Raw genomic sequence first — 13,659 nt, forward strand, 5'->3', positions numbered from 1 at the left:
ACAATCACGATGCGGTCACTCGATCTTGCGCTACAGAATGGTTGGTGCCGGGTGCGTGTGAGTGAGCTGATGAGAATCCCGCAAGAACCTCACGGCTTCGCCCTGTTCTGCAAATGAGATAAAGTCTTCCGTCTGGAGAAAGCGGCACAGCGAGATAAACTTTGCGGGCTATTCCGAGGGAAAATGATTTACCAGAAGACAGCCGCCGGCCCAGCTAAAGATCGCCCTGCATCAGGGGAATGGGGGGAATGAATGGGCATCTGAGGGAGTGCGGATGTTTCGAGGCCGCAAAGTTTAAGGAAGTTTGCCAGCAGGCGGTGTCCGCCCTGAGTGAGAATCGATTCCGGGTGAAATTGCAGGCCAAACACCGGGTATTGGCGATGCCTTAATGCCATGAGCACGGGAGTTTCACTGGCCCCGTCCATCGTCCACGCCAAAGGTTCGAGTTCGGCGGGGAGTGTGGTCTGTTCGACAATCAGCGAGTGATAGCGGGCAGCAAGAAACGTCTGAGGGATTCCCGCAAACAAGAGATGCCCTTGATGAGTGATTTCCGAGGCTTCTCCGTGGATCGGTTGAACAGCTCGAACGACAGAACCACCAAAGGCTGCACCGATGGCTTGATGTCCCAAGCAGATACCTAAAATGGGAAATTTGCCAGTCAGTTGATGAATGACTTCGAGTGAGATTCCCGCTTCATTGGGGGTGCATGGCCCCGGTGAAATGACAATGGCATCGGGCTTCAGGCGTTGAATTTCGGGGATGGTGATTTCGTCGTTACGAACCACACGGACGCTCTGTCCCAGTTCCACCAGGTAGCGGGCGATGTTTTGTACAAAGCTGTCGTAATTATCGATGACCAGCAGCATCTCTAGAAAATGTCCCTTCAAAAAAAGCGGTGTTGGCGATGCTGAAAACGGTCAAACGAGTTGCGGTCAAGATGGAACGGTTCTGTCTTATGGGAATGACTCTGTCTCGTGGGAATGACAGGGTGATTATGAGTCTGATACCAAGGCGGCCAGCATACCAGAGGCTTTCGTCAGCGTTTCTTCATATTCGGCGACAGGATCAGAGTTAACCACAACTCCCCCGCCGACTCCCAGTTGCAACCACCCCTCAGAGGCCACAAATGAGCGGATCAGGATGCTGCTGTCGCACCATAAATCGGGGGTCATGTAAAATAAGGTGCCTGTGTATGGCCCACGGACACAAGGTTCCAGTTCTGCAATGATTTCCGTCGCGCGAATCTTGGGGGCACCGGTGATGGAACCGCCGGGGAACGTGGCTCTCAGTGCATCCCAGGTGTCGTATCCTTCCGCCAGTTCGCCGGTGACAACACTGACCAGATGCTGGACGGTTTGATAAGTTTCGACCTCACACAGTGACGGAACTTTCACCGTCCCCGGGCGGCAGACGCGCGAGAGATCGTTACGGAGCAGGTCGACGATCATCACGTTCTCAGCGGTGTCTTTCCGGCTTTCGCGAAGTTCGTCTCGCAAAAACAGGTCAGCTTCACCTCGTCGTCGGCGACGCGTCCCTTTGATCGGGCGGGTTTCCACAAACCTGTTTTCCACTTTAAGAAATCGTTCCGGGGACGCGCTGATCAATGACCAGTCGGGATGATTCCAGAAGGCCATAAACGGAGCAGGATTTTTTTGTCGAAGAGATTGCCAGATGTCAAAAGGAGACTGCGTTTGCTGGATCAGTAGCCTTTGAGTGAGATTTGCCTGGAAAATGTCGCCTGCGCGAATGTATTCAATCACACGTGCGACGCTGGCAATGTAATCCTCACGGCAAAAATTACTCCAGACTCCGGGGTGGCCATCGACTTCAAATGTCGGTGTGGCCCAATTGTTTTTTATGGGCGTGGTCTGCGTTTGTCTTAAGGAGGGGATTGAAGCCGCTGGCGGGTTGTTCAGCCAGCCAAGGAATTGTTGGGCACGTGTTTCGGCTCGCTGAGATCTTGCTTCAGGGTGGGACTCTGGCCAGCCCTGAGAAATCAGCCACCCCTGCCCCAGTTCATGATCCCACGCCAGCACAACATCAAAGCAGCTGATGGCAAACTCGGGGACTAAAGCATCCCGGATTGCCGCTGAAGGCATTTGATCAAAGGCCCTGCCCGCTTCATAGGACAAGCATCCGATGAGTCCTCCCTGAAAAGGAGGCAATTGAGGATCGCGGACAAATGGGAGGGCCGCGAGTTGGTGACTGATGTCGTTAAAAGGATCGGTTCGTTCAGGAACTTGATCCTGGCTCTGGCCATGCCATGGATCAGCCATGACATACGAAAATCGCCCGAGGTGGGAGCTTCGCATGGCACTATCCAGCACGCACAACCCTGGAACATGTTGGAATTTTTGAGCAGCCAATTCGGGAGTCAGATCGCTGGACAAGGGGATTACGAGAGGAGCATTCATATCACGTTCTCCTGGTCACTCTGAGGCAACGTTGCTATGGGTTGCGTCACTATGGGCTGCGGAGAAATCGTCGTATCAGGAACCGGTGCATCAGGAACCGGTGCTGTGCCGGGATGCGATGACGAGTGAAGATGCTGCCGCTCTTTTTTTCGGCGTTCAACAGCGCTGATCTCTTCTTCAGTCAGAAAACCCCAGCGAAGAGATTGATCCTGCTGATAATGCTTCCCGAGTGTGAGGGCGGTTTTGGCTTTACAGAGTTCGTAACCCAGATAGAACGAGTGTTCGGGTGTCAGGACGCCTGCTGTCTGAACGATGCGGTCAAAGAGTTCGTAAGGATCGCTTCCGTGCCAATATCCGTCACGATTAAAAAGGTGAATTTCCCCTCGCTCGGCGAAGATGCGATAATTCGGGTCTGTCACATATTGCCTTAAGCGAGCCAGCCCTTCTTCTCCCTGTTCCTTGAGTTTGGGGTCACGCAAGAGAACTAGCGTTCCCCCCAAGTGTTTAGGAACCCTTTGCTCGCGAATGGCGTAATGAGTCAACCGGCGAGCGATGTCAAATTCCCGAATGGCGGATCGCCCCCAATTGATGACTTCAGTGGCCAGCACGCTTTCAATACGCCACTCGGCACAGAGTGCTGCCAGTAGGAAATTGACGCCGCTGCTATCAACCTCGGTCATTTCCGTCAGATTGCCGATCCCCATCAGCATCTTGTCTTGGGGAAATTGCTGGCGAGTCTGGCGGTAGCGATGAAGTGACTCGCCAAATCCAAAACCGATTGGCTCAAGAATTGGATCAAGGCGAAATGGTCGGTTCCGGCTATGAAAAAAGTCTCGAGTGGTGGTGAGAGTTTCCAATTCGCGCGGTTGATCAGGAATCAGAACGAACTCGGCGGGAAGGTCGGCGGCCCAGGTGGCGTTCGTCGCATTGGCACTGAGAACCAGTTCGGCCCCCTGCTCGACGGCGGCAATGACCTCAGCAGGATTAAAGCTGTCGATTGAGACGCGATGCCCTTCTTGTCTCAATGCTTGGACCGTGGCACCGCATCTTTCCCAGGTTTCTCCGGGAAGACAGCCCACGTCGATCACATCGGCTCCTGCGGAGCGATACCGTTCGGCGATTGCCAGAATTTCTGAAAGGGTCAGCCGCGGAGCGTGGTTGATTTCTGCCAGAATTTCGATGGCATGCAGGGAAAGGTCTGGGAGGGGTCGCCGCTGTTGACCAAAAAATTCTGGCAGGTCAAACAAATCACGAGGCCCACGTTCGACGGGAATCTTCAGCAGTTGAATTAAAAGTTCCAGATCACCAGCGACCGCACCGGGCAAGATGACCCGATCGAATGGCGCACTTTCCGTTTGAAGAGGGATGTCTGCCAGCTTTCGAGCGATCCAGGGAGTGGTCATCAGAGCTGCCACCGTGATCCCTAAAACCTGGATTTCATACTGAAAGCCGACCTTCTCAGACAACGGGGGCAGAATCTGGCGAAGTGAATACTCGGCCAGTTTTCCAGTCACGAAAAGAATTCGTTGCGGTTCATTACCCAAGCGACTCGTCCCCAGCCAGGTGAGGTTCCCACCATACACTTTTCATGATGTGCACAAATGTTTCAGCTTGGCAGCAAAATGATAGAGGTCATTGCGGACGGTTGTTAGCGAATCGCTCCACCATTCACATTGATCACCTGTCCGGTAATAAAAGAAGCCTCATCGCTGGCCAGAAATCGGACAGTGCGTGCAATATCCTCGGGAAGCCCCCAGCGTTTGAGAGGGGTTTCTCGCATGACTCGTTCTTGCCATGCGGGACTGGCCGTTTCACCCCAAGCCGTTTTAATCCAGCCTGGCGCGACACAGTTTAGCCGGACATGAGGTGCGTAAGTCACAGCCATTGATCGAGTTACACCCATGATAGCGTTTTTGGCTGCCGAGAATAACTCTCCGCTCTCCCCTTCCATTCCCCGATCGGCCTGATCCCAGCCAATATTGATGATACATCCCGAGCCTGCCTCACGCATTCTGACGGCCACTTCTCGGGAGAGGACATAGGTTGCTCTGATATCAACCTCGTAGAGAAGATCAATTTTATTGATGTAATGCGATTTCGCCTGAGGGGTGGTGAGCAAATCCACCCCCGCATTGTTCACCCAGATGTCAATACCAGAGAAGATATTCCAGACTTGATCGATCAGGCCCAGGCAGGCATCGGGATTTTGCAGGTCTGCCTGAAAAGCATGCGATGTTCGTCCTGTCTGCAAGATTTCTGTGCGGATTTGTTCCATTGCATTGACTGCCTGCCGAGTGTGCAAACAGACATCAGCACCCGCTGATGCCAGTTCTTTAGCGATGGCCGCCCCAATGCCAGAAGAGCTGCCTGTGACCATGGCTTTGCGGCCGGAAAGATCACAAAATCTAGGGTTTTTCACTGTATTACTTTCTCGTTAACACGGGGGAATCGCTGCTGAAGACCTTCCGGATCGCAGAGTTTAGCAATGCCGCAGATTCTCTGAACATATCGACGCACCAGAGTGTCCACATGTGTGGCACGCAATCTGCTGGTGGTAGGGAGGCGGAAATCAGGCTGAAAACAAATGATCACAGGTTTGATGATTGTTTATGAAGATGATTTAACGTCAATTCTCCCAGAGATTTACAGTTGTATCACTTTTGGGAGAAATCGATTCAGAAGGAAGAGGGTTATTGACGGACTCGATAAATCATTGCAAAATGCCACGGAACAACAAAGAACGCATCGAACATATGAGAATATGTGACTGGGTGTTTCAGAGTTGATCAAGGGATGAGGTTTTGGCCTGTTGGAGAAGTCTGTCTTTTGATTTCTTCCTGTGAATGCCAACGATTGCACAAATGCTGGGCAGTCACCAAGGGATGAAAGTGAAAAGTTTGTCCCCATGGCTTCCTGTGTTTCGGTATGATGACCCTAGGGTTTTCTCTGTGCTGGTTGGTGGAACTACTTTATGATTCAGGGGTGAACGAGAGTGTTTTCTTGTGCGGTGATGCTTGGGGAACTTCTCTTAAATCACTGCTGCGATTTCAAAGAAGAGTTCACGGATTGGTTAATTGAATTGATGTTTTGTGGGTTTGCAGGAACAGTCAACGTCACCACGCACGCTGTTTCTGATGAAATGTTAAAGAGTAAACATCAACTCAGCTTGATGTTGGATTTTAAAACTTAGGATCGAACCAAATTCCTCGCCGAATGGATCGGCGTCACGGTTGCGATCCCTTTTCAAGAGAGCGATTCATAATGATTTCGAACGTTGCTGAGCCTTTGGAAGAAAAAGGTTCGTCCTTCCCTGATCTGTCCAATCAACTTGAAAAAGATCTGGTTCAGGTCTTCAAGTTGCTGGCAGACGAAACCCGCCTGCGGATCCTCATGTATCTCATGAAGGATCACGAACTCCACGTGACTGCTCTTTGTGAGCGGCTTGGCCAAAGCCAGCCAGCGGTCAGCCATCACTTGGCACTGCTCCGCGTCGCTGGCCTGATTGAAGCCCGCCGCGATGGTAAGCACAACTTCTACAGCGTTCGCCAGAAGCACTTCCACCGCATTATGGGTGAACTCTTTGCCAGCATGGGCGAAGGGGAAGGCGATCGCATTCGCTTCAAGAACTTCGTTCTCTCTCAAGAAGAGAATGCCTAAGACCGTGATTGACCACGACCTGCTCACGCAGTATTCGTGGCGATGATGACTGTTCAAAGAGGAGCCGTAGTGGAAACACTGCGGTTCCTTTTTTTGCGCAGCGCACTTCGATACGCTGTTATATCACCGTTTGTAACGTCCGACATTGAATGGCGTTATCAACGCATGAAACTCCAGGACAAAGTCGTAACACGGCTCTAGTGCGAAAGTGAGATGTTTGCTGATGTCCGAACTGACGAAAGCGTCGGCTTGTCTGGCTCTGGCGGATGGGTCTGTATTCTATGGCTCGTCATTCGGTGCCACGGGTGAAGTCAGTGGTGAAGTCGTTTTCAATACCAGTATGACGGGATACGGAGAGATCCTGACCGACCCATCATATTGCGGCCAGATTGTCACCATGACTTACCCACTCATCGGAAACTATGGCATTAATTTTGAAGATGCTGAAAGTCGGGGGCCACGACTCAAGGCATTCCTTGTTCGTGAGCTTTGCCGGACTCCCAGTAACTTCCGCTCCGAACTCTCTCTGGATGACTTTCTGAAGAAGTCTGGCATCATGGGAATTGAGGGAATTGACACGCGTTCGCTTGTCAGACGCTTGAGGACACAGGGAGCCGTGACGGGAGTGATCTCCACAATCGATCTTGATGCTGCTTCGCTGGTGGCCAAGGCTCAGAAGGCCCCCAACATTGTTGGGCAGGATCTTGTCAAAGAAGTCATGCCATCCGCTTCGTTTTCCTGGTCTGAACGACTCGGCCCTCTGGCGACTTTAGCTCCCCCCGCTGAAGCCAAACCAGAGGCTTACCATGTTGTGGCTGTGGACTATGGGATGAAGTGGAACATCCTGCGTCACCTTAAGGAAAGCGGCTGCCGTGTCTCGGTCGTTCCCGGTAGCATGGGTGCCGAAGCGATACTTGAGATGAAGCCCGATGGTGTGTTTCTCTCCAACGGCCCCGGGGATCCAGAACCCTTGACTTACGCGATTGATACGATTCGTCAGTTGCTGGGCAAGGTTCCCGTATTCGGGATCTGCCTTGGTCATCAGTTACTGGGTCTGGCGGCTGGAGCCAAGACTTATAAGCTGAAGTTTGGTCATCGTGGAGCCAATCAACCTGTCCTGAATCTGCGAACCTCCCGGGTGGAAATCACATCGCAAAACCATGGGTTTGCCATCGACGCGGATACACTTCCCGGCAATGTTGAAGTGACGCATATCAATTTGAATGATCAGACCATTGAAGGGATGCAACTCAAGAACGTCCCTGCCTTCAGCGTTCAGTACCATCCTGAAGCAGCGGCAGGCCCACATGATAGTGCTTACCTGTTCGCGGAGTTTTGTGCCTTAATGGATCAGCACGCTGCCACCTCCAGAGACGTTGTTCCCGCAGCAACACATTAATCAATAGCACGAAGCTCTGAGTCTCTTTACAATCCGGTTCAATACCGTAAGTTTTCTCGACCATTAAATTTATTGAAACTCACTGGAATTATAGAAACATGCCGACCGAACGTACTCTTGTTCTTCTGAAGCCGGATGCCGTTGCCCGTCGTCTTGCCGGCCCGATCCTGACCCGTTTTGAGCAGAAGGGGTTGCGTATTGCAGCTCTGAAGTTGCTCCAGATTACTCCTGAACTTTCAAAGAAGCACTACGCGGAACACGTTCAGAAACCGTTTTATCCCTTGCTGGAAAGCTTTGTTACCGCGGGGCCTACGGTTGCGCTGGTTCTCGAAGGAAAGTCAGCCATTAGCGTGGTACGCGGTATGATGGGGCCAACCAATGGTCGTGATGCGGCCCCAGGAACAATTCGTGGCGATTACGGCACCAGTCGTCAGATGAACCTTGTTCATGGGAGTGATGGCCCGGAAGCCGCGGCAAAAGAGATCGCCATTTATTTCCAAGCCAATGAAATCGTTGATGCGACTGAGCCTCTGGCCCCGTGGCTTTCGGCTGGCGATGAATAGCGAGCGTCGATTTCGCTATCTATACAAGTTGTGGTGTCCTCCCGCTTGATAGATGAGTCTCTACTTCACACTTCTGTCATTGATCCTTGATGGCTTCAGGTTTTTAATGCCAGGAGCTACCGGCGTGATGGATCTCTTCAGGTATGAGTCACTGCGGAACTACTTCTGGTGTTGCTAAGTAACGGATTGGTGTGTCACAGGTTGCCTGTCTTCAGGCTTCCTGTGACACACCTGCGCAGATGAACTCGACGACATCGCCGCACTGTTTGTCGCAACCGAGATTCGACAGGATACACGCCGGATCGAAGAACGAGTTCCAGTCGTCTTCATCAGAGATCCCGCTCTGTCGTCCCTTCACGATTCATCCTTTCTGCCGATTCGTTGATCCACTGACCAGCGACCAGCACCGACGATTAACAGATAGACCGACCCCATGAGCATCGAGAAATCGGTGCGAGCGTCGTGCGCCATCTGCCAGAAGCCCTTTTCCATCAAAATGGGAAATTTCGTAGTAGCAAGGGCGACGAGCATAATGGTGATCGTCGGCAGAACAGCCAATCGTGTCAGCAGGCCGAGCACGATGAGCACACCGGAAACGATCTCGAAGCTGGCAACGAAATACGCCAGGAACTCCGGTTCCGGGAAGCCGATCTTCGCAAATCGCCCGACACCATTCGCATCAGGAGACAGAAACTTCTGGATGCCTTCCGAGAGAACACCAGTCCGACCATGAGCCGAATCAGCACGACCGATGCAGGAACATGGGTCACAGCGATTTTTTGACGCCAATTCATCAGAGGTGTTCCTTGGTCGGGTCAGGCGAGACTGGTGCCCAAAAGCTGGACAAGCGGTGAATCGCCACTTGGAGAACCAATCCTCCCATGATGAACCCCAAGCCGATCATCCAGATGTGAGGCTCCACCCAGAACGCCAGCGACAGACAGGTGAATAGTCCGAACCACGGAATCACTTTTGGATAGAGGCGCTCGTTCTCGTTCAAGCGAATGGCAGCAAGGTTCGTCAGAGCATAGTACACAAGCACAGTGAAGGCACTGAACGACCACGTTGTTTTCATGTTTCCGATCAGAGTCAGCAAAGTGATCAGGATCCCGACACCTATCACGGCAGCGGTCGGCGTTGAGTTCGACCCACTGATCTTGGCGAAACGGCTTGGCATGTCTCCCCGCCTCCCCATTGCCAGCAGGACACGGGAGAGTCCCAGAATCAAATTCAAAAGCACGCCCAACATCGCCGTCATTGCACCGATGGCGACAAAGTGTGGGACATACGGTATCTGAAACAATCTGGCGACAACTTCCAGCGGTGCCGCCTGCTGAGTGGTCATTGCTGCGATTGCTTCTGATCCAACAGCGGCAACTCCAATCAATCCCACAGCGATATACAGCAAGGATGACGCGATCAGGGTGATGATAATCGCCTTGGGAATTGTCGTTTTGGGATCAACAACTTCCTCACCCAACGTGGCAATCCTGCCGTAGCCGGTAAACGCCACAAACATCAAGGCACAGGCTTCGAGAAAACCACTCACCGGCAGGCGGGACTCACCGGGCAAGAAGAACGGCTCCAGGTGGGCGAAACCATTTTTCCACAGAGTCGGAAGCCCTGCGACCACAAAGCAAACCAGTGAGATCAGTGTCACGGAAACGATCGCGATATTTGTGCGGTTAGATTGCCGGATACCGGTCAAAACAAGCATGGTCATCACGACGACAATGGTCGCGGCAAGTGGCACTTTCCAAGTTGTCTGCTGCGACTCCAACAAGTTCAGAGCATACCCGGCAAACCCCAGGGCGGCTGTTGCTGCAGAAGCACTCTTGGCACAGAGAAACATCCAACCTGCGGTGAAGCCAAGAGAGGGATGCAGCCAACGATAACCATATTCGTAGGTGCCACCACTCACGGGATGATTGGCGGCCAGTTGGGCACTGCTCAAACCGTTGAAAGTCGCCACTAATGCAGCGACCACAATAGCCAACACAACTGAAGGGCCAGTGACTCCCGCAGCAATCCCGATGCTGACAAAAACGCCCGTGCCGACGATAGAACCAAGTCCCATCATCAACGCCCCAAAGACGCCGACTTCACGCTGTAAATGGGCTTGCACAATACTGAATCCGTTGTTGCCGCTTTAAAAAAAATAGTCGCCAATCATCAAGCGAGTATTCAATCCTACCATGGCCACAAAACTATATTTCCATGAAAGCGAGTGCGGTCAATCGAGTGGCCCGATTTGGCAGGGACTGCTGGTGGATGCAGACGACACCGAAGTCAGCGATGATACGCTTTCCAGAAATCCACGGCGAGTTGCGTGCCATGCTTGTGGTTCTGAGCTGTCTATTACACACATCTTTTCGGAAATTTATTTACCTACGGCACGAGATTTGCGCCAGGCAATTTAACAGATTTTGATCTGTCAAATTGGCAGGGAGCAGGCATCATGGGCGCAGGGACGATGACCGACATTGCAGCCGAGTTGCATGGGATCGACTTGGGGGATCAACGGTTGAATCAGCGAAGTCTTAAAGTTCTGCAAACCCTTGCAGCCAAGCCGCAAGCCAGTATTAATTCCGCTTGCCAGGGTTGGGCCGAAACACAAGGGGCCTATCGCTTATTCGACAATCCACAGGTCTCGCCAGAAAAAATCTTAGCCCCGCGCGAGCGGATGCGGCGGCAACCTGTCGTGCTGATTGTTCAAGACACCCTGAACTTGACTTCACCTCACACTCTCCGCACGACGCTCGTTGCCTGGATCAGGTCACACGATTCGGTGGCTACGATCATATCTCGCTGGCAGTCACCCCCGACCGCCTCTGCCTGGGGGTGGTGGAGCAGGAAAGGAACACTATGCCCAGAAATAAGAAAGCCCTTCGATGTGCTCATCGAAGGGCCTCTTGTTCATCAAAGTGGAGGCGGGGGGCTTACACATTCGAAATCGGACACCTTTCGCACACTGACGCTAACAGTCTATTCCGAAATCACTTACGTCAATAAGCACACAAACCGCACACTGTCAAAAATGCCGCTTATCAGAAAAACAGCGGCGAATTATCAGAAAACACCATTTCGCAGAATCCCGATGGAGGCTCAGTGCCTCGAACCCGTGGTTCGAGAATTTTGCAGACACCGTCTGCAAAATTCCAAGGTTCGACATCAACTCAATCATGACCGCCACCTACTGGGAAATCGCACAGGAAATCTGAGAGACAGAAATCGCCAGACACCGTCTGGCGATTTCGGAGCACAATCGCTTGTACTCGCTCGAAGGTTTGCCAAACAAAGTGATGGCGACGGACTCAACGGGCTTCAGTCGGTAGCCTCTCAAAACTGCCCAAAACTACTCCGCTCGCAGTCCCTACCGAATTCCCATCGAGCCGAGGATCGGAGATCACCAACAGCGTCGTTTCGTCACTGTCCAAATCTGCGGGTGGATCGAACCTGTCGCCGTTGTAACGCTCGCCCTTCGAAACCCGAACGGCTCGGACTTGTCCCCGGTAGAAGTACAACAGGTTGTCCTCGCCTACGTTCCCAATGACGAACTTGGCGGGAACGCCTTCTCCTGACCCCGGTCCCGTGGCGACCAGTTTTCCATTGAGATAGAGCCGAGTCTCGGATTCGGTATAGACGCCGCACACGTGCGACCATTCACCCGGAACGACCGATGCGGGCGAGTTGATCATGTCATCGATGTACTCGGCGGAAAGCTGCGAGCCGCAGATGGCGATTCCCAAACCGCATTTGCCGGGAACATCGCTCCCGATCACGAACTGACAGTTCTCACCGGTGTACTCTTCCGGTTTAATCCATGCCTCCGTTGTGCAGGGCAGCGTCCGCTCGATCTCAGTGACGATCCTCGTGCGACCGTCGAAGTGCATGATTCCGTTTTGGATGAAGGAATCACCTTCGTCCTGACCGCTGCCCAATGCTATCACCACACCAGCGACGAGCATTCCCAGCACCACGAGGGCTGCGATGATCCACATCGTCAGCCGCCGCTTCTTCGACTCTTCGAGCCAGTCCCGAAGCTCAGTCGCAAGGACTGCTGCGGACTCGTGTCGGTCGGCAGGATGCTTTGCCATCGCCTTCGAGCAAATCGCTTCGAGTTCCTTCGGGAGTGACGAGTCTGCGGTACGCAGCATCGTTGGTTGTCTGAAAAGAATCTGTTCCCGCAAAGCCGCTTGGGTTCGAGCCTGAAACGGCGAACGTCCAGTCAAAAGCTCGAACAACAGCACTCCAAGGGCGTGAACATCGCAGCGACCATCGAGAAGTTGCGTCTCTTGAGCAATCTGTTCGGGAGCCATGTACGCCAACGTGCCACTCGACACTGACCGCCCCTTCTCGATCTCTTCGAGGGTGCAGGCGACTCCGAAATCGGCAATCAGAGGTTTTCCCTCGGCATTGATGAGGATGTTTTCGGGCTTGATGTCTCGATGGAGGCAACCTTGCTGATGAGCGTAGTGAAGCCCTTCGGCGACCGTAGCGACAAGAGTCACGGCGTCACGGACGGGGAGTTTTTTGTCTCGAATCACGTCGGCAAGGCTCTTTCCCTCGATCAACTCGAACACGAGAAACATCCTCCCGTCATGTTCTCCACAATCATGCACGGCGACGATGCAGGAGTGTTTGAGTCGAGCAACACGTCGAGCCTCGTCCAGAAGCAGATCGCTGGACGTGCGGGCATGTCCGATCTTCACGGCGACCTGCCGTTCAAGTTTAATGTCATATCCCTTGTAGACCTGACCATAACCGCCACGCCCCAAGAGTTCGTCGAGTCGGTATCGGTTTGCCAGCACCGTACCACTGAAGTCCTTGGAATCCGCTTCTCGACGACCGGTCAGTGGACGTGCTGGGTCTCGTTTCACCCACGAAGTCGCCTTCAACCCTTCGATCTTGGTCTGTAACTCGGTGGTCAGATGTGGGCAGTCGGTGCAGAGTTCCGCCGCTGGGATGTCCTTCCCTTCATCAAACGCCTCTTCCCACTTCACCAGCAGGTCGGCGAGCAGGTCTTTTTCGTCGTCAGTCAAGGAATTCTCCACCGTGCATTTCCTTCAACAGCAATCGAGCCGATTGCCAGCGACGTTTCAGTGTTGCGAGACTGACGCCCAAGACTTGTGCCGCATCGCTCTGGCACAATCCGTCGTAATACAGCAGTCCGAAGACTTCCTGTTCGGGGTCGGGCAGTTGTTCAACCGTTTCGTGGAAAGCGGACCAAGCCGCCAAAGATGCTGGCTCGTCTCGCTCGTCGGGTTGCTGTTCTGCGGCTTCGCCGCCATCGCTGTCATGCTTCGTTCCGAGTCCTTGCGGTCCGGCGTAGCTGCGTGCCAGATCGATGAGTTCTCGCCTGATCTGGACTGCGGCAAATCCGTAATACTTCCGTGCCGATTCCGGTCGGACGACATGCAGTGATCGGTGAAGTCGCAGCAGTGCGTTTTGCAGAATGTCATCCGTTTCGCTCCATCTTCCGACGCCGGGAAACCGCTTGAGCATCCGGCTCGCCATCAGTCGCAGACGTTCGCAGGTCTTTTCCAAGATCGTGCGACGGCTATCGAGGCACCCTGCCGAGAGCCGCTTCAGTTCATTCTGTAAATCGGTGGTGTGTCCCAACTTC

General features: G+C 53.1%; 12 protein-coding genes and 1 pseudogene. 4 read left to right on the forward strand and 9 right to left on the reverse strand.

Translation table 11 applies throughout. The features are described 5' to 3' along the window. Window positions 1–188: 188 nt before the first annotated feature. From SH287x_RS06055 to SH287x_RS06070, 4 genes are all read right to left on the reverse strand, one after another. Entirely contained in the window at window positions 189–866 is a 678-nt protein-coding gene (locus tag SH287x_RS06055) for an anthranilate synthase component II (RefSeq protein WP_479517671.1), read from the reverse strand. Between the two features lie 126 nt (window positions 867–992). Then, window positions 993–2,414 (reverse strand): anthranilate synthase component I family protein, encoded by a 1,422-nt coding sequence (locus SH287x_RS06060; RefSeq protein WP_479517672.1) that lies wholly within the window; start codon window positions 2,412–2,414, stop codon window positions 993–995. Beyond that, a complete protein-coding gene (locus SH287x_RS06065) occupies window positions 2,411–3,928 on the reverse strand; it encodes a DUF6513 domain-containing protein (RefSeq protein WP_479517674.1) in 1,518 nt (505 codons plus the stop codon). Before SH287x_RS06065 ends, SH287x_RS06060 begins: the two co-directional genes overlap by 4 nt. Before the next feature lie 134 nt (window positions 3,929–4,062). Next, complete coding sequence (locus SH287x_RS06070; RefSeq protein ID WP_479517675.1) at window positions 4,063–4,833, reverse strand: SDR family NAD(P)-dependent oxidoreductase; 771 nt, start codon at window positions 4,831–4,833, stop codon at window positions 4,063–4,065. An 842-nt stretch (window positions 4,834–5,675) separates the two neighbouring features. On the opposite strand from SH287x_RS06070, the gene SH287x_RS06075 reads away from it, so the two are divergent. The 3 genes from SH287x_RS06075 (at window position 5,676) to ndk (ending at window position 8,033) form a co-directional block, all read left to right on the forward strand. Next, complete coding sequence (locus SH287x_RS06075; protein WP_479517677.1) at window positions 5,676–6,071, forward strand: ArsR/SmtB family transcription factor; 396 nt, start codon at window positions 5,676–5,678, stop codon at window positions 6,069–6,071. Window positions 6,072–6,294: 223 nt separating this feature from the next. Then, window positions 6,295–7,470, forward strand: coding sequence for a glutamine-hydrolyzing carbamoyl-phosphate synthase small subunit (gene carA / locus SH287x_RS06080; RefSeq protein ID WP_479517679.1), 1,176 nt, complete (start codon window positions 6,295–6,297; stop codon window positions 7,468–7,470). 98 nt (window positions 7,471–7,568) lie between these two features. After that, window positions 7,569–8,033, forward strand: coding sequence for a nucleoside-diphosphate kinase (gene ndk / locus SH287x_RS06085; protein WP_479517680.1), 465 nt, complete (start codon window positions 7,569–7,571; stop codon window positions 8,031–8,033). A 211-nt stretch (window positions 8,034–8,244) separates the two neighbouring features. Here ndk and SH287x_RS06090 read toward each other — a convergent pair whose 3' ends face one another. The 3 genes from SH287x_RS06090 to SH287x_RS06100 are packed head-to-tail and all read right to left on the reverse strand — an operon-like array spanning window position 8,245 to window position 10,158. Continuing rightward, window positions 8,245–8,391 (reverse strand): hypothetical protein, encoded by a 147-nt coding sequence (locus SH287x_RS06090; RefSeq protein WP_479517682.1) that lies wholly within the window; start codon window positions 8,389–8,391, stop codon window positions 8,245–8,247. Next, window positions 8,388–8,822 (reverse strand): DoxX family protein, encoded by a 435-nt coding sequence (locus tag SH287x_RS06095; RefSeq protein WP_479517683.1) that lies wholly within the window; start codon window positions 8,820–8,822, stop codon window positions 8,388–8,390. The genes SH287x_RS06090 and SH287x_RS06095 overlap by 4 nt, the downstream gene beginning before the upstream one ends. Before the next feature lie 4 nt (window positions 8,823–8,826). Beyond that, window positions 8,827–10,158, reverse strand: a complete 1,332-nt coding sequence (locus SH287x_RS06100) for an APC family permease (RefSeq protein ID WP_479517684.1) — start codon at window positions 10,156–10,158, stop codon at window positions 8,827–8,829. A 348-nt stretch (window positions 10,159–10,506) separates the two neighbouring features. Between SH287x_RS06100 and SH287x_RS06105 the strand changes: the two are divergent. Further along, a pseudogene (locus tag SH287x_RS06105) lies at window positions 10,507–10,671 on the forward strand (IS4/Tn5 family transposase DNA-binding protein); the annotation flags it as partial. A 676-nt stretch (window positions 10,672–11,347) separates the two neighbouring features. Here SH287x_RS06105 and SH287x_RS06110 read toward each other — a convergent pair. Continuing rightward, complete coding sequence (locus SH287x_RS06110) at window positions 11,348–13,075, reverse strand: protein kinase domain-containing protein (protein WP_479517685.1); 1,728 nt, start codon at window positions 13,073–13,075, stop codon at window positions 11,348–11,350. After that, on the reverse strand, window positions 13,068–13,655 hold the full coding sequence (locus tag SH287x_RS06115; RefSeq protein ID WP_479517686.1) for an RNA polymerase sigma factor: 588 nt from the start codon (window positions 13,653–13,655) through the stop codon (window positions 13,068–13,070). The genes SH287x_RS06110 and SH287x_RS06115 overlap by 8 nt, the downstream gene beginning before the upstream one ends. Window positions 13,656–13,659 lie beyond the last annotated feature (4 nt).

Source organism: Planctopirus sp. SH287, assembly GCF_056500625.1.

Excerpts from the sequence above, each read along its gene's own strand:
- SH287x_RS06055 (WP_479517671.1), bottom strand. The coding sequence starts at position 866 with ATGCTGCTGGTCATCGATAATTACGACAGCTTTGTACAAAACATCGCC.
- SH287x_RS06060 (WP_479517672.1), bottom strand. The coding sequence starts at position 2,414 with ATGAATGCTCCTCTCGTAATCCCCTTGTCCAGCGATCTGACTCCCGAA.
- SH287x_RS06075 (WP_479517677.1), top strand. The coding sequence starts at position 5,676 with ATGATTTCGAACGTTGCTGAGCCTTTGGAAGAAAAAGGTTCGTCCTTC.
- carA (WP_479517679.1), top strand. The coding sequence starts at position 6,295 with ATGTCCGAACTGACGAAAGCGTCGGCTTGTCTGGCTCTGGCGGATGGG.
- ndk (WP_479517680.1), top strand. The coding sequence starts at position 7,569 with ATGCCGACCGAACGTACTCTTGTTCTTCTGAAGCCGGATGCCGTTGCC.